At 46.5% G+C, this 23,554-nt stretch carries 27 protein-coding genes, 6 tRNA genes and 4 rRNA genes; 1 reads left to right on the top strand and 36 read right to left on the bottom strand.

The window, feature by feature from the left end; all coding sequences use genetic code 11:
• Window positions 1-3 precede the first annotated feature (3 nt).
• The 26 genes from rpsE to BDD26_RS01010 form a co-directional block, all read right to left on the bottom strand.
• Window positions 4-504: a 30S ribosomal protein S5 gene (rpsE, locus tag BDD26_RS01135; RefSeq protein ID WP_115825328.1), complete on the bottom strand. Its 501-nt coding sequence runs from the start codon at window positions 502-504 to the stop codon at window positions 4-6.
• 14 nt (window positions 505-518) lie between these two features.
• Window positions 519-872, bottom strand: coding sequence for a 50S ribosomal protein L18 (gene rplR / locus BDD26_RS01130; protein WP_038269622.1), 354 nt, complete (start codon window positions 870-872; stop codon window positions 519-521).
• A 9-nt stretch (window positions 873-881) separates the two neighbouring features.
• A complete protein-coding gene (gene rplF, locus BDD26_RS01125; protein ID WP_038269620.1) occupies window positions 882-1,415 on the bottom strand; it encodes a 50S ribosomal protein L6 in 534 nt (177 codons plus the stop codon).
• A 13-nt stretch (window positions 1,416-1,428) separates the two neighbouring features.
• Window positions 1,429-1,821 (bottom strand): 30S ribosomal protein S8, encoded by a 393-nt coding sequence (gene rpsH / locus BDD26_RS01120; protein WP_038269618.1) that lies wholly within the window; start codon window positions 1,819-1,821, stop codon window positions 1,429-1,431.
• A gap of 33 nt (window positions 1,822-1,854) precedes the next feature.
• Window positions 1,855-2,160, bottom strand: a complete 306-nt coding sequence (gene rpsN / locus BDD26_RS01115; protein WP_010847489.1) for a 30S ribosomal protein S14 — start codon at window positions 2,158-2,160, stop codon at window positions 1,855-1,857.
• Window positions 2,161-2,172: 12 nt separating this feature from the next.
• Window positions 2,173-2,712 carry a 50S ribosomal protein L5 gene (gene rplE, locus BDD26_RS01110; RefSeq protein WP_038269616.1) on the bottom strand — a complete coding sequence of 180 codons (540 nt, stop codon included), beginning with the start codon at window positions 2,710-2,712 and terminating at the stop codon, window positions 2,173-2,175.
• A 13-nt stretch (window positions 2,713-2,725) separates the two neighbouring features.
• Window positions 2,726-3,040, bottom strand: coding sequence for a 50S ribosomal protein L24 (rplX, locus tag BDD26_RS01105; RefSeq protein ID WP_038269614.1), 315 nt, complete (start codon window positions 3,038-3,040; stop codon window positions 2,726-2,728).
• A 10-nt stretch (window positions 3,041-3,050) separates the two neighbouring features.
• Entirely contained in the window at window positions 3,051-3,422 is a 372-nt protein-coding gene (gene rplN, locus BDD26_RS01100) for a 50S ribosomal protein L14 (protein ID WP_004246955.1), read from the bottom strand.
• Window positions 3,423-3,596: 174 nt separating this feature from the next.
• Window positions 3,597-3,851, bottom strand: a complete 255-nt coding sequence (rpsQ, locus tag BDD26_RS01095) for a 30S ribosomal protein S17 (RefSeq protein WP_010847485.1) — start codon at window positions 3,849-3,851, stop codon at window positions 3,597-3,599.
• Window positions 3,851-4,042, bottom strand: coding sequence for a 50S ribosomal protein L29 (gene rpmC / locus BDD26_RS01090; RefSeq protein ID WP_010847484.1), 192 nt, complete (start codon window positions 4,040-4,042; stop codon window positions 3,851-3,853). The genes rpsQ and rpmC overlap by 1 nt, the downstream gene beginning before the upstream one ends.
• Window positions 4,042-4,452 carry a 50S ribosomal protein L16 gene (gene rplP / locus BDD26_RS01085; RefSeq protein WP_012990491.1) on the bottom strand — a complete coding sequence of 137 codons (411 nt, stop codon included), beginning with the start codon at window positions 4,450-4,452 and terminating at the stop codon, window positions 4,042-4,044. The genes rpmC and rplP overlap by 1 nt, the downstream gene beginning before the upstream one ends.
• A 12-nt stretch (window positions 4,453-4,464) precedes the next feature.
• Window positions 4,465-5,166, bottom strand: a complete 702-nt coding sequence (rpsC, locus tag BDD26_RS01080) for a 30S ribosomal protein S3 (RefSeq protein ID WP_038269612.1) — start codon at window positions 5,164-5,166, stop codon at window positions 4,465-4,467.
• 17 nt (window positions 5,167-5,183) lie between these two features.
• Window positions 5,184-5,516, bottom strand: a complete 333-nt coding sequence (gene rplV, locus BDD26_RS01075) for a 50S ribosomal protein L22 (protein WP_115825327.1) — start codon at window positions 5,514-5,516, stop codon at window positions 5,184-5,186.
• A gap of 14 nt (window positions 5,517-5,530) precedes the next feature.
• Complete coding sequence (gene rpsS, locus BDD26_RS01070) at window positions 5,531-5,809, bottom strand: 30S ribosomal protein S19 (protein ID WP_011148791.1); 279 nt, start codon at window positions 5,807-5,809, stop codon at window positions 5,531-5,533.
• Between the two features lie 14 nt (window positions 5,810-5,823).
• The gene (gene rplB, locus BDD26_RS01065) at window positions 5,824-6,648 is read right to left on the bottom strand and encodes a 50S ribosomal protein L2 (RefSeq protein WP_038269607.1); all 825 of its coding nucleotides are present in this window, start codon (window positions 6,646-6,648) and stop codon (window positions 5,824-5,826) included.
• A 19-nt stretch (window positions 6,649-6,667) separates the two neighbouring features.
• Window positions 6,668-6,970 carry a 50S ribosomal protein L23 gene (gene rplW, locus BDD26_RS01060; RefSeq protein ID WP_038269605.1) on the bottom strand — a complete coding sequence of 101 codons (303 nt, stop codon included), beginning with the start codon at window positions 6,968-6,970 and terminating at the stop codon, window positions 6,668-6,670.
• Entirely contained in the window at window positions 6,967-7,572 is a 606-nt protein-coding gene (gene rplD / locus BDD26_RS01055; RefSeq protein WP_038269603.1) for a 50S ribosomal protein L4, read from the bottom strand. Before rplD ends, rplW begins: the two co-directional genes overlap by 4 nt.
• Window positions 7,573-7,588: 16 nt before the next feature.
• Window positions 7,589-8,221 (bottom strand): 50S ribosomal protein L3, encoded by a 633-nt coding sequence (gene rplC, locus BDD26_RS01050; RefSeq protein WP_038269600.1) that lies wholly within the window; start codon window positions 8,219-8,221, stop codon window positions 7,589-7,591.
• A gap of 32 nt (window positions 8,222-8,253) precedes the next feature.
• Window positions 8,254-8,565, bottom strand: coding sequence for a 30S ribosomal protein S10 (gene rpsJ, locus BDD26_RS01045; RefSeq protein ID WP_001181005.1), 312 nt, complete (start codon window positions 8,563-8,565; stop codon window positions 8,254-8,256).
• A 301-nt stretch (window positions 8,566-8,866) separates the two neighbouring features.
• The gene (gene bfr, locus BDD26_RS01040; protein ID WP_115825326.1) at window positions 8,867-9,340 is read right to left on the bottom strand and encodes a bacterioferritin; all 474 of its coding nucleotides are present in this window, start codon (window positions 9,338-9,340) and stop codon (window positions 8,867-8,869) included.
• A 76-nt stretch (window positions 9,341-9,416) separates the two neighbouring features.
• Complete coding sequence (bfd, locus tag BDD26_RS01035) at window positions 9,417-9,611, bottom strand: bacterioferritin-associated ferredoxin (protein ID WP_072022064.1); 195 nt, start codon at window positions 9,609-9,611, stop codon at window positions 9,417-9,419.
• A gap of 265 nt (window positions 9,612-9,876) precedes the next feature.
• Entirely contained in the window at window positions 9,877-11,061 is a 1,185-nt protein-coding gene (gene tuf / locus BDD26_RS01030; protein ID WP_115825325.1) for an elongation factor Tu, read from the bottom strand.
• Window positions 11,062-11,170: 109 nt separating this feature from the next.
• Window positions 11,171-11,246: transfer RNA gene (locus BDD26_RS01025), tRNA-Thr, on the bottom strand.
• A gap of 6 nt (window positions 11,247-11,252) precedes the next feature.
• Window positions 11,253-11,327 (bottom strand) — tRNA-Gly (locus BDD26_RS01020).
• Window positions 11,328-11,426: 99 nt separating this feature from the next.
• Window positions 11,427-11,511, bottom strand: a tRNA-Tyr gene (locus tag BDD26_RS01015).
• 15 nt (window positions 11,512-11,526) lie between these two features.
• Window positions 11,527-11,602: transfer RNA gene (locus BDD26_RS01010), tRNA-Thr, on the bottom strand.
• A gap of 426 nt (window positions 11,603-12,028) precedes the next feature.
• On the opposite strand from BDD26_RS01010, the gene coaA reads away from it, so the two are divergent.
• Window positions 12,029-12,979 carry a type I pantothenate kinase gene (gene coaA / locus BDD26_RS01005; protein WP_115825324.1) on the top strand — a complete coding sequence of 317 codons (951 nt, stop codon included), beginning with the start codon at window positions 12,029-12,031 and terminating at the stop codon, window positions 12,977-12,979.
• 30 nt (window positions 12,980-13,009) lie between these two features.
• Here the strand turns inward: coaA and birA are convergent, their stop codons facing one another.
• The 10 genes from birA to btuB form a co-directional block, all read right to left on the bottom strand.
• Window positions 13,010-13,969, bottom strand: coding sequence for a bifunctional biotin--[acetyl-CoA-carboxylase] ligase/biotin operon repressor BirA (birA, locus tag BDD26_RS01000; RefSeq protein ID WP_115825323.1), 960 nt, complete (start codon window positions 13,967-13,969; stop codon window positions 13,010-13,012).
• Window positions 13,966-15,006 carry a UDP-N-acetylmuramate dehydrogenase gene (gene murB / locus BDD26_RS00995; RefSeq protein WP_038263847.1) on the bottom strand — a complete coding sequence of 347 codons (1,041 nt, stop codon included), beginning with the start codon at window positions 15,004-15,006 and terminating at the stop codon, window positions 13,966-13,968. Before murB ends, birA begins: the two co-directional genes overlap by 4 nt.
• Window positions 15,007-15,167: 161 nt before the next feature.
• Window positions 15,168-15,283, bottom strand: a 5S ribosomal RNA gene (rrf, locus tag BDD26_RS00990).
• Window positions 15,284-15,317: 34 nt separating this feature from the next.
• A tRNA-Thr gene (locus BDD26_RS00985) sits at window positions 15,318-15,393 on the bottom strand.
• 51 nt (window positions 15,394-15,444) lie between these two features.
• Window positions 15,445-15,560: ribosomal RNA gene (rrf, locus tag BDD26_RS00980) — 5S ribosomal RNA — on the bottom strand.
• Window positions 15,561-15,656: 96 nt separating this feature from the next.
• A 23S ribosomal RNA gene (locus tag BDD26_RS00975) occupies window positions 15,657-18,666 on the bottom strand.
• 189 nt (window positions 18,667-18,855) lie between these two features.
• Window positions 18,856-18,931, bottom strand: a tRNA-Glu gene (locus BDD26_RS00970).
• Between the two features lie 82 nt (window positions 18,932-19,013).
• A 16S ribosomal RNA gene (locus BDD26_RS00965) occupies window positions 19,014-20,558 on the bottom strand.
• Together the 16S, 23S and 5S rRNA genes with 2 tRNA genes alongside form the textbook arrangement of a ribosomal RNA operon.
• 371 nt (window positions 20,559-20,929) lie before the next feature.
• The gene (murI, locus tag BDD26_RS00960) at window positions 20,930-21,793 is read right to left on the bottom strand and encodes a glutamate racemase (RefSeq protein ID WP_115825322.1); all 864 of its coding nucleotides are present in this window, start codon (window positions 21,791-21,793) and stop codon (window positions 20,930-20,932) included.
• Window positions 21,738-23,552: a TonB-dependent vitamin B12 receptor BtuB gene (gene btuB / locus BDD26_RS00955; RefSeq protein ID WP_038259676.1), complete on the bottom strand. Its 1,815-nt coding sequence runs from the start codon at window positions 23,550-23,552 to the stop codon at window positions 21,738-21,740. Before btuB ends, murI begins: the two co-directional genes overlap by 56 nt.
• Window positions 23,553-23,554: the final 2 nt, after the last annotated feature.

Raw genomic sequence — 23,554 nt, 5'->3', positions numbered from 1 at the left:
TCATTACCCCAGAATTTCTTCAACGGATTTGCCACGCTTAGCTGCAACCATTTCTGGAGACTTCATGCTATCTAAAGCGTCCAGAGTTGCACGAACCACGTTAATTGGGTTAGTGGAACCGTAGGTTTTAGCCAGCACGTTACGAACCCCAGCAACTCCCAGAACAGCACGCATCGCACCACCTGCGATAATACCTGTACCTTCGTGAGCAGGCTGCATGAACACGCGGGAACCGGTGTGTGTGCCTTTCACTGGGTGGTACAAAGTGCCGCTGTTAAGTGCGACGGTTTTCATATTGCGACGTGCTTTTTCCATCGCTTTCTGGATCGCTGCCGGAACTTCGCGTGCTTTGCCGTAGCCAAAACCAACGCGACCATTGCCATCACCAACTACAGTCAGTGCTGTAAAGCTGAAAATACGGCCACCTTTAACGGTTTTAGATACGCGATTTACCGCGATCAGCTTTTCCTGCAGTTCGCCAGCTTGTTTTTCGATGTGAGCCATCTTACACCTCTACCTTAGAACTGAAGGCCAGCTTCACGGGCAGCATCTGCCAGTGCCTGGACTCTACCATGATATTGGAAACCAGAACGGTCAAAGGATACGTTTTTGATGCCTTTTTCCAGAGCACGTTCAGCAATGATTTTACCAACAACTGCTGCGGCTTCTTTGTTTCCAGTGAATTTCAATTGTTCACTGATAGCTTTTTCTGTTGTAGAAGCTGCCACCAGAGTTTCAGAACCATTTGGTGCGATAACCTGCGCATAAATATGGCGAGGGGTACGGTGTACCACCAGGCGAGTTGCACCCAGTTCCTGGAGCTTGCGGCGTGCGCGGGTCGCACGACGGATACGAGCTGCTTTCTTATCCATAGTGTTACCTTACTTCTTCTTAGCCTCTTTGGTACGCACGACTTCATCGGCGTAACGAACACCCTTGCCTTTGTATGGCTCAGGACGACGATAGGCACGCAGATCTGCCGCAACCTGACCAATCACCTGCTTATCAGCACCTTTCAGTACGATTTCAGTTTGTGATGGGCATTCCGCAGTAATGCCTGCTGGCAGTTGATGCTCAACCGGATGCGAGAAACCTAAAGACAAACTAACAGTGTCGCCTTTAACTGCTGCACGGTAACCAACACCCACCAGTTGAAGCTTCTTAGTGAAGCCTTCGTTAACACCAATAACCATTGCATTCAGCAGAGAACGAGTTGTACCTGCCTGTGCCCAAGCATCTACAAAACCTTCCCGTGGAGCGAAAGTCAGTTGGTTATCTGCATGTGTAACTTCAACTGCGCTGTGAATTTCACGACTCAATTCGCCGTTTTTACCCTTAATCGAAATAACCTGACCGTTGAGTTTAACCTCTACGCCGGCAGGAATGACGACGGGTGCTTTTGCAACACGAGACATTCTTTCCTCCCGATTAAGCTACGTAGCAGAGAATCTCGCCACCCAGACCAGCCTGGCGAGCTGCACGATCAGTCATTACACCTTTAGAGGTAGAAACAACAGCAATACCCAAGCCAGCCATAACTTGTGGCAGCTCATCTTTTTTCTTATAGATGCGCAGACTTGGACGGCTTACACGCTGGATGCTTTCTACAACAGCCTTACCTTGGAAGTATTTCAGAGTAACTTCCAGCTCTGGCTTGGTGTCGCCTTCAATTTTAAAATCTTCAATGTAACCTTCTTCCTTCAGCACCTTGGCAATTGCCACTTTCAGCTTGGAGGAAGGCATGGTGACCGCAACTTTATTTGCGGCCTGACCGTTACGGATACGGGTCAGCATATCCGCGATCGGATCTTGCATGCTCATCTGTCTTTACTCCCGTGATTCAATTGGTGACAATTACCAGCTAGCCTTTTTAAGGCCCGGGATTTCACCGCGCATAGCGGCTTCACGGACTTTAATACGGCTCAACCCAAACTTCCGCAAAAATGCATGCGGACGCCCAGTTTGACGGCAGCGATTACGCTGACGACAAGGGCTGGAATCACGTGGCAGTGTTTGCAGCTTGAGAACAGCATTCCAACGGTCTTCATCAGATGCGTTAACATCAGAGATGATCGCTTTCAGTTCAACGCGTTTTGCGAAGAATTTCTCAGCTAATTTCGCACGTTTTACATCACGTGCTTTCATTGATTGCTTAGCCATGAATACCCTGCCTTACTTGCGGAACGGGAAGTTAAACGCAGCCAACAGTGCGCGGCCTTCATCATCAGATTTCGCAGTAGTGGTAATGGTAATATCCAAACCACGTACACGATCCACTTTATCGTAATCGATTTCAGGGAAGATGATTTGCTCACGAACACCCATGCTGTAGTTACCACGACCATCGAATGATTTAGCAGACAAACCACGGAAGTCACGGATACGTGGTACAGCAATAGAAATCAGGCGCTCAAAGAACTCCCACATGCGTTCGCCACGCAGGGTTACTTTACAGCCGATTGGATAGCCCTGACGGATTTTGAAGCCTGCAACTGACTTGCGTGCTTTGGTGATCAGTGGTTTTTGACCAGATATAGCTGCCAGATCAGCTGCTGCATTATCCAGCAGTTTTTTGTCAGCGATTGCTTCACCAACACCCATGTTCAGGGTGATCTTCTCGACCCGAGGGACTTGCATGACAGAATGGTAACCAAACTGAGCCATCAGTTTTTTGACTACCTCGTCTTTGTAGTAATCATGCAGTTTCGCCATCGTATACTCCAAATTACTTGATAGTTTCGTTGTTAGATTTGAAGAAACGTACTTTTTTACCGTCTTCGAATCTAAAACCTACACGGTCAGCCTTGCCGGTTGCTGTATTAAAGATTGCAACGTTAGAAACATTGATAGCTGCTTCTTTTTCAACGATGCCACCTGGTTGGTTCAGAGCCGGAACTGGCTTCTGATGTTTTTTAACCAGATTGATACCTTCAACAATGACTTTACCAGAAGAAAGAACCTGTTTTACTTTACCGCGCTTACCTTTGTCTTTACCAGTCAGCACAATAATTTCGTCATCACGACGGATTTTCGCTGCCATTGCCTGCTCCTTAGAGTACTTCAGGTGCCAGAGAGATAATTTTCATGAACTTTTCATTACGAAGTTCACGAGTTACCGGCCCAAAAATACGCGTACCGATAACTTGCTCACTATTGTTGTTCAACAATACACAAGCATTGCTATCGAAGCGAATGACAGAACCGTCCGGGCGACGAACACCCTTCTTGGTGCGCACCACTACCGCTTTCAGGACATCACCTTTTTTCACTTTACCGCGAGGAATTGCTTCCTTGATAGTGATCTTGATGATATCACCGACGTCTGCGTAGCGACGGTGCGAGCCACCTAGAACCTTGATACACATTACGCGACGTGCACCGGAGTTGTCGGCCACGTTCAGCATAGTCTGTTCTTGGATCATGTTAGTGCTCCGCTAAATGTCAACTACTACTGAGCCACTTTATTTCTAAAGAGGCCGTTTCAATATCCCATACTACGAGGGCGCGGCATTATAACACCACATCTTCGTGATGGACAGAAAAATAAACGGCCCGTTATGTTTTGAGCCGTTTATTTCTTACGAGATAACGTTCTATTATAGAACCGCTTTCTCTACAACGCGAACTAAGGTCCAAGATTTAGTCTTAGACAATGGACGGGTTTCGCGGATTTCCACTACGTCACCAATTCCACATTCATTGTTCTCGTCATGTACATGCAACTTAGTCGTACGTTTGATGAATTTACCATACAGAGGGTGTTTCACCTTACGCTCAATAGCAACAACAATAGATTTTTCCATTTTGTCGCTAACAACACGACCTTGCAGAGTACGGATTTTATCGGTCATTACGCACCCGCCTTCTCAGTCAGTAAAGTCTTAACGCGTGCAATATTACGACGCACTTGTTTCAACAGATGAGACTGTTGCAGCTGGCCACTTGCCGCCTGCATACGCAGATTAAATTGTTCACGTAACAGGTTCAGCAGCTCAGTGTTCAGCTCTTCAACGCTTTTTTCGCGCAGCTCTTGTGCTTTCATTACATCACCGTCTTAGTTACAAAGGTGGTTTTGATAGGCAGTTTCGCTGCCGCCAGCTTGAATGCTTCACGAGCCAGCTCTTCAGGCACACCGTCCATTTCATACAGGACTTTACCAGGCTGGATCAAGGCAACCCAATACTCTACGTTACCTTTACCTTTACCCATACGCACTTCGAGTGGCTTTTCGGTGATTGGTTTGTCTGGGAACACACGGATCCAGATTTTACCTTGACGCTTAATTGCACGGGTCATAGCACGACGTGCCGCTTCGATCTGACGAGCAGTCAGACGACCACGGCCCACAGCTTTCAGACCGAAAGTGCCGAAGCTGACATCCGCACCTGCAGCCAGACCGCGGTTACGGCCTTTGTGCACTTTACGGAATTTCGTACGCTTTGGTTGTAACATCAGCGACTCTCCTTACTTGCGGCCTTTACGCTGCTGCTTTTTAGGTTGTGCAGCCGGTTTTTCCGCCTGTTCAACTGCAGCCATACCACCCAGGATCTCACCTTTGAAGATCCATACCTTAACGCCGATTACACCATAAGTGGTGTGCGCTTCTGAAGTGTTGTAGTCGATGTCTGCACGCAGAGTGTGCAGAGGTACACGACCTTCACGATACCATTCAGTACGTGCAATTTCAGCACCACCCAGACGGCCACTTACTTCCACTTTGATGCCTTTAGCGCCCAGACGCATTGCATTCTGTACAGCACGTTTCATAGCACGGCGGAACATAACACGGCGTTCCAGCTGTGCACTGATGCTGTCAGCAACCAGTTTTGCGTCCAGTTCAGGTTTACGCACTTCGGCAATATTAATCTGCGCAGGAACACCAGCGATATCCGCTACAGCTTTGCGCAGTTTTTCGACGTCTTCACCTTTTTTACCGATTACAATGCCTGGACGAGCAGTGTGGATAGTCACACGGATGCTTTTCGCAGGACGTTCGATAACGATACGTGAAATAGATGCTTTAGCCAGTTCTTTATTCAAGTACTGGCGAACTTTAAAATCGCTGTCCAGGTTGTCAGCGAATTCTTTGGTATTCGCATACCAGGTAGAGTTCCAAGGTTTGACAATCCCCAGACGAATACCATTAGGATGTACTTTCTGACCCATTGCTAGTCTCCAGAGTCTCAGCGATCGGACACAACCACAATAATGTGGCTGGTGCGCTTCAGGATACGATCTGCACGGCCTTTGGCACGAGGCATAATACGCTTCATGGTTGGACCTTCATCTACGAAAATTTTCGCAACTTTCAGATCATCGATGTCAGCGCCATCGTTGTGTTCTGCGTTAGCAATAGCAGACTCAAGTACTTTCTTCACTAAACCAGCAGCTTTTTTGTTGGTAAAGGTCAGAATTTCCAGAGCTTGCGACACTTTCTTACCGCGGATCAGGTCAGCCACAAGGCGAACCTTCTGAGCAGAAGAACGAGCGTGGCGATGTTTAGCGATAGTTTCCATCTCTTCCTCCTACCTTAGCGCTTTTTAGCCTTTTTATCGGCCGCATGGCCGCGATAAGTACGGGTCGGCGCGAATTCACCCAGCTTGTGACCAACCATTTCGTCGGAAACAAAAACTGGAACATGCTGACGACCATTATGGACAGCGATGGTCAAACCGATCATGTTAGGAAAGATCGTTGAACGACGGGACCAAGTCTTAATAGGCTTTTTGTCTCCGCTTTCCACCGCTTTCTCTACCTTCTTCAGCAAGTGCAGGTCAATAAATGGACCTTTCTTGAGAGAACGTGGCATGGTTTATCCTCTAATTATTTTTTAGAACGGCGACGTACGATATATTGATCAGTACGTTTGTTACTACGGGTCTTCTTACCTTTGGTCTGAATACCCCATGGAGTTACAGGGTGTTTACCAAAGTTACGACCTTCACCACCACCATGTGGATGGTCTACTGGGTTCATCGCCGTACCACGAACGGTAGGACGGATACCACGCCAGCGATTTGCACCAGCTTTACCCAGAACTCGTAGCATGTGTTCTGCGTTACCAACTTCACCTAAAGTAGCACGACAGTCAGATAGTACTTTACGCATTTCACCAGAACGCAGACGCAGGGTTACATAAGAACCGTCACGTGCAACGATCTGAGCATAAGCACCTGCTGAACGAGCCAACTGGCCACCTTTACCTGGTTTCATTTCTATGTTGTGTACAGTAGAACCAACTGGGATATTACGCATTGGCAGAGCGTTACCGGTCTTGATTGCTGAATCAGCACCAGACTGGATTTGATCACCAGCTTTCAGGCCTTTAGGCGCAAGGATGTAACGACGCTCACCGTCTTTGTACAGAACCAGCGCGATATTTGCTGAGCGGTTTGGATCATATTCCAGACGCTCAACAACAGCAGGGATACCGTCTTTATTACGTTTGAAGTCAATCAGACGATAATGCTGTTTATGGCCACCACCAATGTGACGAGTGGTAATACGACCATTGTTGTTACGACCACCAGTTTTGCTGTTTTTTTCCAACAGCGGAGCATAAGGTTTACCCTTATGCAGCTCAGGGTTAACCACTTTAACAACGTGGCGACGGCCCGGAGACGTAGGTTTACATTTAACAATTGCCATTGTTCTTTACTCCTCCGACTTACTCAGCGCCGCCAACGAAGTCCAAGTTCTGGCCTTCTTTCAGGGTGACGTAAGCTTTTTTCCAGTCGCTACGACGACCAATACGCTGACCGTGACGTTTTACTTTACCTTTAACCAGCAAAGTGTTTACGCCCTCAACTTCGACTTCAAACAGTTTCTGTACAGCAGCTTTGATTTCTGCTTTAGTCGCGTCTTTCGCAACTTTGAGAACGATGGTATTGCTTTTTTCCATCGCTGTGGAAGCTTTTTCAGATACGTGCGGCGCGCGCAGTACTTTCAGCAGACGTTCTTCACGGATCATGCCAGCATCTCCTCAACTTGCTTCACAGCTTCAGCAGTCATAACCACTTTGTCGAAAGCAATCAGGCTTACTGGGTCGATACCTGCAGCATCACGAACGTCAACTTTATACAAGTTACGAGCTGCTAAGAACAGGTTCTCATCAACTTCACTAGTGACGATCAGCACGTCTTCCAGAGCCATTTCTTTCAGTTTCTGTACCAGCAGCTTAGTTTTAGGTGCTTCAACAGAAAACTTCTCGACAACGATCAGACGATCTTGACGTACCAATTCAGACAGGATGCTTTTCAGAGCACCACGGTACATCTTTTTATTAACTTTTTGACTGTGGTCCTGTGGTTTCGCTGCAAAAGTTACACCACCAGAGCGCCAAATTGGGCTCTTAATAGAACCAGAACGCGCACGACCAGTGCCTTTCTGACGCCATGGTTTTTTACCTGAACCAGAAACTTCAGCACGAGTTTTCTGAGCACGAGTACCTTGACGAGCACCAGCTGCATATGCAACAACTACTTGATGCACAAGCGCTTCATTGAAATCACGCCCGAAGGTAGTTTCGGAAACAGTCAGCGCGCTTTGCGCGTCTTTCATTACCAATTCCATTCCTATCTCCTCGACGTTACGCCTTGACAGCCGGTTTTACGATCAGGTTGCTGTTAGTTGCACCTGGAACAGCACCTTTGACCAGCAGCAGGTTGCGCTCAGCGTCAACGCGTACTACATCCAGACTCTGAACGGTTACACGCTCATTACCCAGTTGGCCTGCCATTTTCTTGCCTTTAAACACTTTGCCCGGAGTCTGGTTCTGACCGATAGAACCCGGAACGCGGTGAGACAAGGAGTTACCATGGGTAGCATCCTGAGTGCGGAAGTTCCAGCGTTTAACAGTACCCGCGAAACCTTTACCTTTAGATGTACCAGTAACGTCGACTTTTTTAACGTCAGCGAAAATTTCAACACTAATGCTTTGACCTACAGTGTATTCTGCATCATTTTCAGACAGGCGGAATTCACGCAGGATGCGGCCAGCTTCAACACCGGCTTTAGCAAAATGACCTGCTTCAGGCTTGTTAACGCGGTTTGCTTTTTTGCTACCAGTCGTTACCTGAATTGCACGATAACCGTCAGTCTCGTTGTTTTTAACTTGAGTTACACGGTTATCTTCGATTTCGATAACAGTTACAGGGATTGAAACACCATCTTCAGTGAAGATGCGAGTCATGCCCACTTTTTTACCGACTAAACCAATCATTGTTTCAACCTCTCAATCGTTCAATGACCTGATTAACCCAGGCTGATCTGCACGTCTACACCGGCAGCCAGATCCAGACGCATCAGTGCATCAACGGTTTTCTCGGTTGGCTCAACGATGTCAACCAGACGTTTGTGAGTGCGAATTTCATACTGATCACGCGCATCTTTGTTAACATGCGGAGAAATCAGAACAGTAAAACGCTCTTTACGAGTCGGCAGCGGGATCGGACCACGAACCTGCGCACCAGTGCGCTTAGCGGTCTCTACGATTTCCGCGGTTGATTGATCGATCAAACGATGATCAAATGCTTTCAGGCGGATACGGATTCTTTGGTTCTGCATGAGACCAGAGCTCCAACTATTTTTATAAACGTAAATAATTACTCCTCGCACCCATTTCGATTGATAGGGGAGTGTAATCGTTCTGTGTATAACCCCCATATCGGGAGTATTTTAATATGGCAGTAATTGACCGCTCATACTGATAAAAATCAGCCTACTAAGTAGGCTCGCGCATTATACGTGAATCTATTGACAATGCAAGATTAAGGATGAAATTTATTCAGAGAAATAATAAAGGTGAACAAAAAAACCGAGAGAGAATGAACGCCCCATAATAAATTTACAGGGCGTTAGTATGATTCTACTCTTCTACTACCTGAGCCTGAATGTAGTTTTGTATTCCCATTCGTTTAATTAGATCGAGTTGTGTTTCCAGCCAGTCTATATGATTTTCTTCATCTGCAAGAACCTCAATCATCAGGTCCCGGCTCACATAGTCATGAATTGAATCAGCATATGCTATTGCTTCCTTGATATCCTGCGCTCCACGTAACTCTAGTGCCAAATCGGATTGCAGTATTTCTTCAACATTCTCACCGATATTAAGTTTACCCAGATCCTGCAAATTAGGGATGCCTTCCAGAAATAAAATACGCTCAATATATTTATCAGCGTGTTTCATTTCCTCAATAGATTCACGATATTCAACGTCATTCAAGCGCATTAATCCCCAGTTTTTAAACATCCTAGCATGTAAAAAATACTGGTTGATAGCAACAAGCTCATTACCAAGAAGTCTATTAAAATTGGCAATTATTTTTTTATCACCTTTCATAACTAATTCCTCCGCTTCCAGTACCTACATTGTAGTACTAATTAAGCAGAGTAATTGCAAGAAAATTGTGCTTATTTTAGGCAACATTAATCATAGGGGGTAGTAAAGAAATCTCCTCGTTAATTATCTCACGGGCTTGGCGCACGCATTTTCCACAATCATTCCCTACAGGCACAAGGCTTTTCAGCTCTCTGATAGAACGGACATGCTGCTGTCGAACAGCATTACGTATGGTTTTATCATTTATCGCGTTGCAGAGACAGATATACATGGAGCACTCTTTTAACTATTAATAATGGTTATAACTACTTGTATTCTTATTAATTACCCAAATTAGATACACAATAGAGATGGCTAAAAGAACAGTTATAGCTATAAAATAAAGGATACCGACAAATAGTAAATAGAAATAACTCTCATTTCAATTATTGTTTCTGTTTTGTTTATAAGCAAAATAAAGCCACCATTTTCGGTGGCATAAAAAAAGAGGAGCCTCGCTTGGCTCCTCTTTTTCATAATATTTTTCTAATCAAAGACTAAGCAATAACTTTAGCAACAACACCAGCACCTACAGTACGGCCACCTTCACGGATTGCGAAACGCAGACCTTCGTCCATTGCGATTGGGGCAATCAGGGTCACTTTCATGTTGATGTTGTCACCTGGCATGACCATCTCTACGCCTTCTGGCAGTTCGATAGTACCGGTTACGTCAGTTGTACGGAAGTAGAACTGTGGACGGTAACCTTTGAAGAATGGAGTATGACGGCCACCTTCATCTTTGCTCAGGATGTACACTTCCGATTCGAACTGAGTGTGTGGGTGGATAGAACCTGGCTTCGCCAAAACCTGACCACGCTCAACGTCATCACGCTTAGTTCCACGCAGCAGAACACCTACGTTCTCACCCGCACGGCCTTCGTCCAGCAGTTTGCGGAACATTTCAACGCCAGTACAAGTTGTTTTGGTGGTTTCTTTGATACCAACGATTTCAACTTCGTCACCCACTTTAACGATACCACGCTCAACACGACCAGTAACGACAGTACCACGGCCGGAGATGGAGAATACGTCTTCGATTGGCAGCAGGAATGGCTTGTCAATGTCACGCTCGGGTTCTGGGATGTAAGAATCCAGTGCTTCAGCCAGCTCGATGATTTTCGCTTCCCACTCTGCGTCGCCTTCCAGCGCTTTCAGAGCAGAACCACGGATGATTGGCGTGTCATCGCCTGGGAAATCGTACTGAGACAGCAGCTCACGGACTTCCATTTCTACCAGTTCCAGCAGCTCTTCGTCATCAACCATGTCACACTTGTTCAGGAACACGATGATGTATGGTACACCTACCTGACGGCCCAGCAGGATGTGCTCACGAGTCTGTGGCATTGGGCCATCAGTGGCAGCAACAACCAGGATCGCGCCATCCATCTGAGCCGCACCGGTGATCATGTTTTTCACGTAGTCGGCGTGGCCTGGGCAGTCAACGTGTGCATAGTGACGAGATGGAGTATCGTATTCTACGTGCGAAGTAGAGATGGTGATACCACGTGCTTTTTCTTCTGGTGCATTATCGATCTGGTCGAATGCACGAGCGTTACCGCCGTAAGTTTTCGCCAAAACGGTAGTGATGGCAGCAGTCAGGGTAGTTTTACCGTGGTCAACGTGGCCGATAGTACCAACGTTAACGTGCGGTTTTGAACGTTCAAACTTTTCTTTAGACATCAGGTTGTCCCTCTAAGACACGGAATCGGTGGTTTCACCACATCAACCAAGCAATTGTGCTTGTTTAGATATCAGCAGGAAGAAAACCAGGAGGCAAGAACTAAGGAAGTGGTGCTGATAGGCAGATTCGAACTGCCGACCTCACCCTTACCAAGGGTGTGCTCTACCAACTGAGCTATATCAGCACATCTTGGAGCGGGCAGCGGGAATCGAACCCGCATCATCAGCTTGGAAGGCTGAGGTAATAGCCATTATACGATGCCCGCGTGAACTCGGCTACCTGACTTTAATCAACTGTATTATATCTTAAGTATTTTTTCTGAAGTAGTAACTCGAGCAGAATACTCAAGATGAAAACTGGTCCATGGTGGTGGGGGAAGGATTCGAACCTTCGAAGTCTGTGACGGCAGATTTACAGTCTGCTCCCTTTGGCCGCTCGGGAACCCCACCTTTCCAAATTGTTATTGGTGCCGGCACCAAGAATCGAACTCGGGACCTACTGATTACAAGTCAGTTGCTCTACCATCTGAGCTATGCCGGCATCAAGTGCTGCGCATTCTAGGTAGTATTCGCCTATGATGCAACAAAAAAATTATCTTTTTTTGTTTTTTCGCTCACATTACATTCAATCAAGGTTGTTTTGGTGATTTTTTCAAAAGATACAGTACAAATGGCAAACAAAAATTCGCAAAATGAAAACTTCAATAAACAATCTAATAGATTATTTTGAAAAATTACTTATCACATCAGAGCCATTTTCTTAAAAAAAGCCTTAAATACTTATCAGAGGCAAACAAAAAACTACTCATTTTTTCGCAATTTTGTATTTTCCATCAAAAAAATTACTAAAATAATAAAAAATTCTACGCCTAAGATAGTTCAGCCGATATGATGAGATTTATTTTTTGTCGGATACGGGTGTGCACAACAACCCGTCCAACCTGCATAGACAGGCAGATGTTGGCTTATGAATAAGAAAGAATCTTTTTTAACGACTCCCTATTTACAATTTGATCGTGAACATTGGGCAACTTTGCGTGACTCAGTGCCTTTAACATTAACAGCAGAGGAGGTTGCTGCTTTAAAAGGAATTAATGAAGAAATTTCAATAGATGAAGTAGTTGAGATCTATTTGCCATTATCACGCCTACTTAATTTTTATATTAGTTCTAATCTACGGCGCCAAGCTGTTCTTGAACAATTTTTAGGAACTGGTGGACAAAAAATACCTTACATCATTGGTATTGCTGGTAGCGTTGCGGTTGGAAAAAGTACAACGGCACGTTTATTACAAGCATTATTGAGCCGCTGGCCTGAACATCGTCGCGTGAAACTGGTGACAACAGACGGCTTTTTACACTCTAATAATGTGCTAAATGAGCGCGGTTTAATGAAGAAAAAAGGATTTCCTGAATCCTATGATATGCGCGGTTTAGTCAAATTTGTCTCTGATATAAAATCAGGTGTCGAAAAGGTTACAGCGCCAGTATATTCTCACCTTAGCTATGATATTGTACCTGACGAACAGCTTGTTATAGAACGACCAGATATTCTGATACTAGAAGGTCTAAATGTGCTGCAAAGTGGCATGGATTATCCCCATGAACCACACCATGTCTTTGTTTCTGATTTTGTTGACTTTTCTATTTATGTTGACGCATCAGAACAATTACTCGAACAATGGTATATCAGCCGTTTTCTTAAATTCCGCCAAGGCGCTTTTGCTGACCCAGACTCTTATTTCCACGGTTATTCTAAATTAACAACTGAAGAAGCAATAAAAGTCGCATCAGGCATTTGGCAAGAAATTAATGGATTAAATCTACGGCAGAACATCTTACCAACCAGAGAACGAGCCAGCTTAATTATGACTAAAGGTGCTAACCACGCTATTGAAAGCGTCAGATTAAGAAAATAATGTAAGAGCCGGAAATCTCCGGCTTTATACTCAGCATCCTCTCAGAGAAATTTCACCGCCAATATAAGGCGTAATGACACCATCAATGTCAAGCAATAGAGCACCTTGTTGGTCAATTCCACGGGAGATCCCATAAATTTCCTGATCACCAATAATCAATTTCACCGGACGATTCATAAAATTATCTAATTTAAACCATCTGGAAATAAATGGTAATAATCCTTCCTTTTCAAACTGGATCAACGCCTTCTTAAGTTCAACAACGATTTCAGCAACTAACTTATTCCGTTCAATAGTTACTCCTGCCTGCTGTAGATTAGTCGATCTTTGGTTTATTAATTTTTGCTGCTCACTGCTCATTGAAATATTCATACCAATTCCGATGACAATCTGAGCTGCATCTCCTGTCTTCCCCATTAATTCAACTAATATACCGGCCAGTTTCTTATCATCCATATACAAATCGTTAGGCCATTTTACTTTTACCCTTTCTGCCCCCTGGCGATTCAAAACTTCCGCAATTACAATACCGACTACCAGGCTTAATCCAATTGCAGCAGCAGGCCCTTGTTCTAAACGCCAGAACATAGATAAATATAAATTCCGGCCAAAAGCAGACACCCATTGTCTTCCACGACGGCCTCTCCCTGCATATTGGTATTCTGCGACGCAAGAATCCCCCGAAGTAAGTTCCTCTAATTTATCTAACAAATACTGATTTGTGGAATCAATAACAGGAATAACCTCAATGCCATTATTTGGCAGGTAGCTTTCAATCATTCTTTTACTAAGAAGATTCATTGGGGCAGGAAAGCGGTAACCTTTACCGGGGATCGTCAAAATCTCCACTCCCCACTCACGAATAGTCTGGATATGTTTATTTATTCCTGCCCGACTCATTCCTAATTCCTGACCTAACTGCTGTCCTGAATGAGTTTCACCATCTGATAGCACATTAATTAATTTTAATGGAATACTAATATCTTTCATGAAATACATTCCACTGCGTCTATTTCACCTTTACTACCAATGAAACGGACTTCAGGTTCTAAAGAAATATTGAATTTTTTAGCTACTTGCTTACGTACATAAGCAGCCAAAGCAATAACATCCTGCGCTGTGGCATTCCCTTGATTGATTAACACCAATGCTTGTTTCATGTGAACAGCAGCATCACCGACACGATACCCTTTTAAATGACATTGATCTATCAACCAGCCCGCAGCTATTTTTACACTATGCTCATTATGATGATATTGAGGACATTCAGGGTATTTCGATTTAATTTTTTGCGCCAATTCAATCGGTATAACAGGGTTCTTAAAGAAACTCCCTGCATTGCCTATAACAGCAGGATCTGGCAACTTACTCTGGCGCATTTCACAGACTGCATGAAATATTTGTTCTGGTGTAACATCACCACCCAAGAACTGATTTAAACCACCATAGGTTAATATAGGCTGCCACGTTTTATTTAGCCTCAAACCGACAGAAATAATTGCATATCCTTCTCTATATTGATGTTTGAAGATACTATCCCTATAAGAAAATTGACACTCTCTTTCCATCAAACGAATTTGTTTACCTGTTTTCAGCTCAACTAAGTCGACATATTCACAGACTTGTTTAAACTCAATTCCATAGGCTCCAATATTTTGAATAGGAGCAGAGCCAACATTCCCAGGAATCAATGCCAAATTCTCCAGACCAAAAATTTGCCGATTTAGTAAATATTTAATTAACTCATGCCAATTTTCGCCTGCACCGACATGAATATGCCATGCAATATCAGATCCTTGTATCTCGATACCAAGAATGCGATTTAAAATTACTGTTCCCTTAAAGTTTTCAGTAAATAAAACATTGCTACCTCCTCCCAGTATAAGGACAGGATGACCATTCTTCTCAGCTTCTTGCCATAAGGATAAAAGTGATTCAGTTGAGGTTGCCGTACAAATACGTTCAGCATTGGTTGAAATGCCAAACGTGTTGAACACCTTTAGTTGAGTTGGTTGACAGACAGACATTCATTTCGAACTCGATAAATAATTTGCCTGTAGTCTAGCAGACTCTACCTTTGAAAGATAAACCAGTAGTGTCTGGCCTACTATAGAAGACATAGAAAAAAGAAAATAACCAGAAATGCAAAAGGCCACTCATCTGAGTGGCCTTTTGACTGGATATTAAAGCTTGGCAGTTCCCTACTCTCACATGGGGATACCCCACACTACCATCGGCGCTACGGCGTTTCACTACTGAGTTCGGCATGGGGTCAGGTGGGACCGCCGTGCTATTGCCGCCAAGCAAATTCTGTTTTATTTGCCGAACATATTATTCATGGTGCTGATACCCAGATTCGAACTGGGGACCTCACCCTTACCAAGGGTGTGCTCTACCAACTGAGCCATATCAGCAGATGCCTAGAATAAAAAGTATTGCCATTTTGGAAATACTTATAAATTGATGTCTGGCAGTGCCCTACTCTCACATGGGGAGACCCCACACTACCATCGGCGCGCCGGCGTTTCACTGCTGAGTTCGGCATGGGGTCAGGTGGGACCACCGCGCTATTGCCGCCAGACAAATCCTGTCTTCAATCCCGAACAAGCTGATGACGCTATGTGTCTTTCTCTGAAACTGTTTTCGTCTCTCAACCCCAAAACACCTTCGGTGTTGTCAGGTTAAGCCTCTCGGAGCATTAGTACCGGTTAGCTCAACGTATCGCTACGCTTACACACCCGGCCTATCCACGTCCTCGTCTCGAACGTTCCTTATGTGTCCTCTCTGGGACAAGGGAAGACTCATCTTAAGGCAAGTTTCCCGCTTAGATGCTTTCAGCGGTTATCTCTGCCGCACGTAGCTACCGGGCAATGCCATTGGCATGACAACCCGAACACCAGTGGTGCGTCCACTCCGGTCCTCTCGTACTAGGAGCAGCCCCTTTCAATCTTCCAGCGCCCACGGCAGATAGGGACCGAACTGTCTCACGACGTTCTAAACCCAGCTCGCGTACCACTTTAAACGGCGAACAGCCGTACCCTTGGGACCTACTTCAGCCCCAGGATGTGATGAGCCGACATCGAGGTGCCAAACACCGCCGTCGATATGAACTCTTGGGCGGTATCAGCCTGTTATCCCCGGAGTACCTTTTATCCGTTGAGCGATGGCCCTTCCATACAGAACCACCGGATCACTAAGACCTACTTTCGTACCTGCTCGCGCCGTCACGCTCGCAGTCAAGCTGGCTTATGCCTTTGCACTAACCTCACGATGTCCGACCGTGATTAGCCAACCTTCGTGCTCCTCCGTTACGCTTTGGGAGGAGACCGCCCCAGTCAAACTACCCACCAGACACTGTCCGCAACCCGGATAACGGGTCCACGTTAGAACATCAAACATTCAAGGGTGGTATTTCAAGGATGGCTCCATGCAGACTGGCGTCCACACTTCAAAGCCTCCCACCTATCCTACACATCAAGGCTCCATGTTCAGTGTCAAGCTATAGTAAAGGTTCACGGGGTCTTTCCGTCTTGCCGCGGGTACACTGCATCTTCACAGCGAGTTCAATTTCACTGAGTCTCGGGTGGAGACAGCCTGGCCATCATTACGCCATTCGTGCAGGTCGGAACTTACCCGACAAGGAATTTCGCTACCTTAGGACCGTTATAGTTACGGCCGCCGTTTACTGGGGCTTCGATCAGGAGCGTCGCGTTGCCGCTAACCCCATCAATTAACCTTCCAGCACCGGGCAGGCGTCACACCGTATACGTCCACTTTCGTGTTGGCACAGTGCTGTGTTTTTATTAAACAGTTGCAGCCAGCTGGTCTCTGCGACTGGCTTCAGCTCCGGGCGCACGGCCCTTCACTTAATGCCAGCGTGCCTTCTCCCGAAGTTACGGCACCATTTTGCCTAGTTCCTTCACCCGAGTTCTCTCAAGCGCCTGAGTATTCTCTACCTGACCACCTGTGTCGGTTTGGGGTACGATTCAATGTTACCTGATGCTTAGAGGCTTTTCCTGGAAGCAGGGCATCAACCACTTCACCACCGTAGTGGCTCGTTATCACGCCTCAGTGTTATGGATGACCGGATTTGCCAGGTCACCCCACCTACACGCTTCAACCGGGACAAACCGTCGCCCGGCCGGCCTAGCCTTCTCCGTCCCCCCTTCGCAGTAACACCGAGTACAGGACTATTAACCTGTTTCCCATCGACTACGCCTTTCGGCCTCGCCTTAGGGGTCGACTCACCCTGCCCCGATTAACGTTGGACAGGAACCCTTGGTCTTCCGGCGAGCGGGTTTTTCACCCGCTTTATCGTTACTTATGTCAGCATTCGCACTTCTGATACCTCCAGCAGGCCTCACGACCCACCTTCACCGGCTTACAGAACGCTCCCCTACCCAACAATATATTTATATCGCTGCCGCAGCTTCGGTGCATGGTTTAGCCCCGTTACATCTTCCGCGCAGGCCGACTCGACCAGTGAGCTATTACGCTTTCTTTAAATGATGGCTGCTTCTAAGCCAACATCCTGGCTGTCTGAGCCTTCCCACTTCGTTTCCCACTTAACCATGACTTGGGGACCTTAGCTGGCGGTCTGGGTTGTTTCCCTCTCCACGACGGACGTTAGCACCCGCCGTGTGTCTCCCGTGATAACATTCTCCGGTATTCGCAGTTTGCATCGGGTTGGTAAGTCGGGATGACCCCCTAGCCGAAACAGTGCTCTACCCCCGGAGATGAATTCACGAGGCGCTACCTAAATAGCTTTCGGGGAGAACCAGCTATCTCCCGGTTTGATTGGCCTTTCACCCCCAGCCACAAGTCATCCGCTAATTTTTCAACATTAGTCGGTTCGGTCCTCCAGTTAGTGTTACCCAACCTTCAACCTGCCCATGGCTAGCTCACCGGGTTTCGGGTCTATACCCTGCAACTTAACGCCCAGTTAAGACTCGGTTTCCCTGCGGCTCCCCTAAACGGTTAACCTTGCTACAGAATATAAGTCGCTGACCCATTATACAAAAGGTACGCAGTCACCCCACCACTAAGCCCCCTTTGCCTGATTTTGTCGGTTGGGCGGCGCGTCGCTTCGCCAACCGGCATCAAACAAAAGATGCGCTGCGGAGTTCACCACTGGCTTAGTGGTGGGGCTCCCACTGCTTGTACGTACACGGTTTCAGGTTCTCTTTCACTCCCCTCGCCGGGGTTCTTTTCGCCTTTCCCTCACGGTACTGGTTCACTATCGGTCAGTCAGGAGTATTTAGCCTTGGAGGATGGTCCCCCCATGTTCAGACAGGATACCACGTGTCCCGCCCTACTCTTCGAGCTCGCAATACCGGCGCCTTCGGATACGGGGCTGTCACCCTTTACTGCCGGCCTTTCCAGACCGTTCTCCTGGCGCTGATATTGTTGATGGCTCTGGGCTGCTCCCCGTTCGCTCGCCGCTACTGGGGGAATCTCGGTTGATTTCTTTTCCTCGGGGTACTGAGATGTTTCAGTTCCCCCGGTTCGCCTCATTCACCTATGGATTCAGTGAATGATAGTGCAACGGATTGCACTGGGTTTCCCCATTCGGATATCGCCGGCTAATAGGGCTTCATATCAGCTCACCGGCGCTTTTCGCAGATTAGCACGTCCTTCATCGCCTCTGACTGCCTAGGCATCCACCGTGTACGCTTAGTCGCTTAACCTCACAACCCGAAGGTGTCTTCGAATTGGAGTATGTTGAGAGACGCATCAATATCGTCAAGGACCCTATTGATGGTTTCAAATTTTCAGCTTGTTCCAGATTGTTAAAGAGCAAATATTGCTAAACTGACTCGCAAGTCACGCTTAACAATATCGGTTGGCGCCGGCTTTCACCCGGGGCCTGAGCAAAGTGGCGTCCCCTAGGGGATTCGAACCCCTGTTACCGCCGTGAAAGGGCGGTGTCCTAGGCCTCTAGACGAAGGGGACAGTCAGTCTCTTCGCAGACGCTTGCTCGTCTTACAGTCATCAGACAATCTGTGTGAACACTCACAAGCTACCATCATTCGGTTAAGGAGGTGATCCAACCGCAGGTTCCCCTACGGTTACCTTGTTACGACTTCACCCCAGTCATGAGTCACAAAGTGGTCAGCGCCCTCCCGCAGGTTAAGCTACCGACTTCTTTTGCCACCCACTCCCATGGTGTGACGGGCGGTGTGTACAAGGCCCGGGAACGTATTCACCGTAGCATGCTGATCTACGATTACTAGCGATTCCGACTTCATGGAGTCGAGTTGCAGACTCCAATCCGGACTACGACAGACTTTATGAGTTCCGCTTGCTCTCGCGAGGTCGCTTCTCTTTGTATCCGCCATTGTAGCACGTGTGTAGCCCTACTCGTCAGGGCCATGATGACTTGACGTCATCCCCACCTTCCTCCGGTTTATCACCGGCAGTCTCCCTTGAGTTCCCACCATCACGTGCTGGCAACAAAGGATAAGGGTTGCGCTCGTTGCGGGACTTAACCCAACATTTCACAACACGAGCTGACGACAGCCATGCAGCACCTGTCTCACGGTTCCCGAAGGCACTTCAGCATCTCTGCCAAATTCCGTGGATGTCAAGAGTAGGTAAGGTTCTTCGCGTTGCATCGAATTAAACCACATGCTCCACCGCTTGTGCGGGCCCCCGTCAATTCATTTGAGTTTTAATCTTGCGACCGTACTCCCCAGGCGGTCGATTTAACGCGTTAGCTCCGGAAGCCACACCTCAAGGGCACAACCTCCAAATCGACATCGTTTACGGCGTGGACTACCAGGGTATCTAATCCTGTTTGCTCCCCACGCTTTCGCACCTGAGCGTCAGTCTTCGTCCAGGGGGCCGCCTTCGCCACCGGTATTCCTCCACATCTCTACGCATTTCACCGCTACACGTGGAATTCTACCCCCCTCTACGAGACTCCAGCCAACCAGTCTTAGATGCCGTTCCCGGGTTAAGCCCGGGGATTTCACATCTAACTTAATTGGCCGCCTGCGTGCGCTTTACGCCCAGTAATTCCGATTAACGCTTGCACCCTCCGTATTACCGCGGCTGCTGGCACGGAGTTAGCCGGTGCTTCTTCTGCGGGTAACGTCAATCGTGAGCCCTGTTCAGACTCACGCCTTCCTCCCCGCTGAAAGTACTTTACAACCCGAAGGCCTTCTTCATACACGCGGCATGGCTGCATCAGGCTTGCGCCCATTGTGCAATATTCCCCACTGCTGCCTCCCGTAGGAGTCTGGGCCGTGTCTCAGTCCCAGTGTGGCTGGTCATCCTCTCAGACCAGCTAGGGATCGTCGCCTAGGTGAGCCCTTACCCCACCTACTAGCTAATCCCATCTGGGTTCATCCGATAGCGTGAGGCCCGAAGGTCCCCCACTTTGCTCCAAAGAGGTTATGCGGTATTAGCCACCGTTTCCAGTGGTTATCCCCCTCTACCGGGCAGATCCCCAGACATTACTCACCCGTCCGCCGCTCGTCAGCAAAAGTGCAAAAGCCCTTTCCTGTTACCGCCCGACTTGCATGTGTTAGGCCTGCCGCCAGCGTTCAATCTGAGCCATGATCAAACTCTTCAATTAAAAGTGTTTGATGCTCAAAGAATTTCACTGTTCAGTATCGCAATGAATTAACTGTTTCAGTCACTCTTCAAGACTTGAATCTTTTTCGCCTTGCGGCGTTGATCGTGTCCTGCGAGTGCCCACACAGATTGTCTGATTAATTTGTTAAAGAGCATGGGCAACCGAACTTTCGCTCCGGGTTGCGAGGCGGCGTATCTTACGCTTTTTGCCTCTGGAGTCAAGCGTTTATTTTCGCTTTTCTCGGACTTTCCTCAGCGGCTTGTCTCAGCGCTGCGTCGGTCAGTGGTGGCGCATTATAGGGCGTTTTCCGGCGCTGACAATAGTTTTTTTGAAAAATTTTATCAACTGCTGGTTATTGCACCAAATTTGACTTAAGTTGGTAGTTTTTCCAGCGTTAGGAAGCCATAACCATGTAAAACCGGTCGCAAAGATTCGCTATTAGGATCTATTTTGGTGCAATAAGCCAAGCTACTTTCTGTTGTTGAAGGTAAATTTTCTCGATTTTTAATCAGCCATGCTGTTCTACGCGCAATCGCCGCACCTGAATCAATCAGTCGTGTTCCATCGGGCAGGATTTGTGACAGCTCTTTTGCAAGTAAAGGAAAGTGAGTACACCCTAAAATGACGGTATCTGGTGGTGCTTTCATTCTCAGCCACGGCTTTAATACTTTTTCTACTTCCCTCAATGGAATAGTTTCGCCATGGAGCTTTCTTTCTGCTAATTCCACCAGTTCAGCAGAACCTATAGCATGAACCTGACAGTCCTTGGCAAATTGTGTAATAAGTTCTTTTGTATAACCACGATTAACAGTAGCCCGCGTTGCCAATAATCCTACTACATGATTACAAGTTAGTTTTGCCGCAGGCTTGATCGCTGGTACAACGCCTACAACGGGAAAGGAGAAACGTCCACGTAGTATCGGCAAGCTGACCGTACTGGCTGTATTACAGGCAATCACGACAACAGCCAAAGAATGCCTTTTCTGGATTTCATCGACAACTTTGACAACTCGCTCAATGATCACTTCCGCAGTTTTCTCTCCATAAGGAAAAGCCTCATTATCGAAAGCATATATATAGTGGAGATCCGGCAGCAATTGTCGAATCTCTTGATATACAGATAACCCACCCACCCCGGAATCAAAAATCAGAATGGTTGGGCGGTCAGTTGTATTCAAATTAGAAGTTGTAGCTGCCGATGAGGGAGTATTCTCGTCCTGGGGTGCGATAGCCATAAGCTGTCTCATAATTTTTATCAAACAGGTTAGCTATTCTAGCACGTATTGTCAGGCGGTTAGTGATTGGATAAGACATGTTGATGTCCCATAAACTAACACCGCCTAATTTCAATCTTTTCGGAGGAAACATATTAAAGTCTTGATCATAACGCGACCCAATATATTGATAAGTGACTCCCCAATCGATATCGAAGGCTTCCCAATCTAATTGATATTTCACTTGCTGTTTAGCTCTGCGGGTTAATTGCTGGTTATTGCCATCACGTGGATTAACATACTGTAATGTCAGTTGGTGCTGGAAAATGCCGGTATCTATAGTTCCTGTCCATTCGACACCTTTGATTTTTGCCTGTCCTATGTTCAAGTAACGGTTATTGGAGAAATCTATCAATTGTTCAATGTTATTTTTATAAATAGATAAACGCCAATTAAGCGCTCCTGTTACTCCCTCAACACCCACTTCTCGCTGTTTACTTTTCTCTGGATTCAAATTTGGGTTTGCTCCCCAACCATATAATTGCCCAAGCGTCGGTGCTTTAAACGCGGTTCCATAGGAAGCGATAAAACGATAACCATCAATGAACTCCCAACCCGCTCCGGTTTGCCAAGTTGTGTTCCAATCATATTCAGAATGGCGATCTGAGCGTACAGCTCCTTCCAAAATGAAGTCATGAATTTTTTGCTGAGCAGTTAAATATGCTCCGGTATTATCAACATCTTTTTGTACCGGGATATTGTTAGAGCCAGCCGCGACAGATTCTCTTTTCCAGTCGACACCACCACTAATTGCGCCATGACCAATCTGCCATACATTTCCCCATTGGACATTGTATTGCTCGGAATCGCTTAACGTAGTGTTTCCCTGATAAATCTTATGCTTAAAATTGTAATCTCTAACGTGACTATAACTGGCTATGAATTGAGACGAGTAAACGCCCTGATTGAACTGAACTCCAGTTTCATAACTTCGACTGAATAATTTTCGGGTATCAGTAAAGGCTCCATCATAATTTGTTCTATTGTTGTAGCCATATGTACGTATAAACCCGTTGAACTGGTCATTGAACTTATGATCAAGCGCTAGCCACAACATTTTGCTCATGAACCCATCGCGATCCGGCTCATTAGTTCCATTACCCGCTACAACATCAAATCCTCTGGTATAGGTATATCCTGCTGCGGCATTCAGGAAAGTATTTTTACCAATTTTTTGTTGTGTTGAACCATTGTAATTTTGGTATCCATATGAACCGATCCCTGCATTCAATGTCGTCCCCTGTTGTTCCCGGCTGGTGATAATATTGATAACGCCACCGATAGCATCAGAGCCATATACCGCAGAACGCGCACCACGGATATATTCGATTCTTTGCACCATTGAAATTGGGATCTGACTAAAATCCGCAGCTCCCGTGATACCTGCCTGATTTAATCGGATCCCATCCACCAGCACTAAAGTATGGCGAGATTCTGTGCCACGAACAAACAAAGAAGCATTCTGTCCGAGCCCACCATTTTGTGCAATATCAACACTCGGCAAACGGCGTAGTACATCAACCAAACTATTAGATTGCCATTGTTCAATTTCTTCACGTGTAACTACGGTCATCGGTGCTAAAACAGAAGAAATAGGTTGTTTAAAACGATTTGCCGTTACCACCAACGGATCTTGATTATTAGCAACGGAGAAATCACTCCAACAAAAAAGCATCATTACCGAAACAGTTGGTAAAAAAATACGTTTTTTATTTATCATGA

It is taken from the genome of Xenorhabdus cabanillasii, from assembly GCF_003386665.1.
GTDB lineage: Bacteria > Pseudomonadota > Gammaproteobacteria > Enterobacterales > Enterobacteriaceae > Xenorhabdus > Xenorhabdus cabanillasii.
The sequence above is the reverse complement of the archived record's forward strand: the minus strand, read 5'-3'. Positions and strand labels throughout refer to the sequence as shown.

Coding starts and splice junctions, on each gene's coding strand:
- rpsJ (WP_001181005.1), bottom strand. CDS start 8,565: ATGCAGAACCAAAGAATCCGTATCCGCCTGAAAGCATTTGATCATCGT.
- bfr (WP_115825326.1), bottom strand. CDS start 9,340: ATGAAAGGTGATAAAAAAATAATTGCCAATTTTAATAGACTTCTTGGT.
- birA (WP_115825323.1), bottom strand. CDS start 13,969: ATGAAAGATATTAGTATTCCATTAAAATTAATTAATGTGCTATCAGAT.
- rplD (WP_038269603.1), bottom strand. CDS start 7,572: ATGGAATTGGTAATGAAAGACGCGCAAAGCGCGCTGACTGTTTCCGAA.
- murB (WP_038263847.1), bottom strand. CDS start 15,006: ATGTCTGTCTGTCAACCAACTCAACTAAAGGTGTTCAACACGTTTGGC.
- bfd (WP_072022064.1), bottom strand. CDS start 9,611: ATGTATATCTGTCTCTGCAACGCGATAAATGATAAAACCATACGTAAT.
- rplV (WP_115825327.1), bottom strand. CDS start 5,516: ATGGAAACTATCGCTAAACATCGCCACGCTCGTTCTTCTGCTCAGAAG.
- rplX (WP_038269614.1), bottom strand. CDS start 3,040: ATGGCAGCGAAAATCCGTCGTGATGACGAAATTATTGTGCTGACTGGT.
- rplR (WP_038269622.1), bottom strand. CDS start 872: ATGGATAAGAAAGCAGCTCGTATCCGTCGTGCGACCCGCGCACGCCGC.
- coaA (WP_115825324.1), top strand. CDS start 12,029: ATGAATAAGAAAGAATCTTTTTTAACGACTCCCTATTTACAATTTGAT.
- rplB (WP_038269607.1), bottom strand. CDS start 6,648: ATGGCAATTGTTAAATGTAAACCTACGTCTCCGGGCCGTCGCCACGTT.
- rpmC (WP_010847484.1), bottom strand. CDS start 4,042: ATGAAAGCACAAGAGCTGCGCGAAAAAAGCGTTGAAGAGCTGAACACT.
- rpsH (WP_038269618.1), bottom strand. CDS start 1,821: ATGAGCATGCAAGATCCGATCGCGGATATGCTGACCCGTATCCGTAAC.
- rpsE (WP_115825328.1), bottom strand. CDS start 504: ATGGCTCACATCGAAAAACAAGCTGGCGAACTGCAGGAAAAGCTGATC.
- rplF (WP_038269620.1), bottom strand. CDS start 1,415: ATGTCTCGTGTTGCAAAAGCACCCGTCGTCATTCCTGCCGGCGTAGAG.
- rplC (WP_038269600.1), bottom strand. CDS start 8,221: ATGATTGGTTTAGTCGGTAAAAAAGTGGGCATGACTCGCATCTTCACT.
- murI (WP_115825322.1), bottom strand. CDS start 21,793: ATGGCTATCGCACCCCAGGACGAGAATACTCCCTCATCGGCAGCTACA.
- tuf (WP_115825325.1), bottom strand. CDS start 11,061: ATGTCTAAAGAAAAGTTTGAACGTTCAAAACCGCACGTTAACGTTGGT.
- rpsN (WP_010847489.1), bottom strand. CDS start 2,160: ATGGCTAAGCAATCAATGAAAGCACGTGATGTAAAACGTGCGAAATTA.
- rplW (WP_038269605.1), bottom strand. CDS start 6,970: ATGATCCGTGAAGAACGTCTGCTGAAAGTACTGCGCGCGCCGCACGTA.
- rplE (WP_038269616.1), bottom strand. CDS start 2,712: ATGGCGAAACTGCATGATTACTACAAAGACGAGGTAGTCAAAAAACTG.
- rplP (WP_012990491.1), bottom strand. CDS start 4,452: ATGTTACAACCAAAGCGTACGAAATTCCGTAAAGTGCACAAAGGCCGT.
- rpsS (WP_011148791.1), bottom strand. CDS start 5,809: ATGCCACGTTCTCTCAAGAAAGGTCCATTTATTGACCTGCACTTGCTG.
- rpsC (WP_038269612.1), bottom strand. CDS start 5,166: ATGGGTCAGAAAGTACATCCTAATGGTATTCGTCTGGGGATTGTCAAA.
- btuB (WP_038259676.1), bottom strand. CDS start 23,552: ATGATAAATAAAAAACGTATTTTTTTACCAACTGTTTCGGTAATGATG.
- rplN (WP_004246955.1), bottom strand. CDS start 3,422: ATGATCCAAGAACAGACTATGCTGAACGTGGCCGACAACTCCGGTGCA.
- rpsQ (WP_010847485.1), bottom strand. CDS start 3,851: ATGACCGATAAAATCCGTACTCTGCAAGGTCGTGTTGTTAGCGACAAA.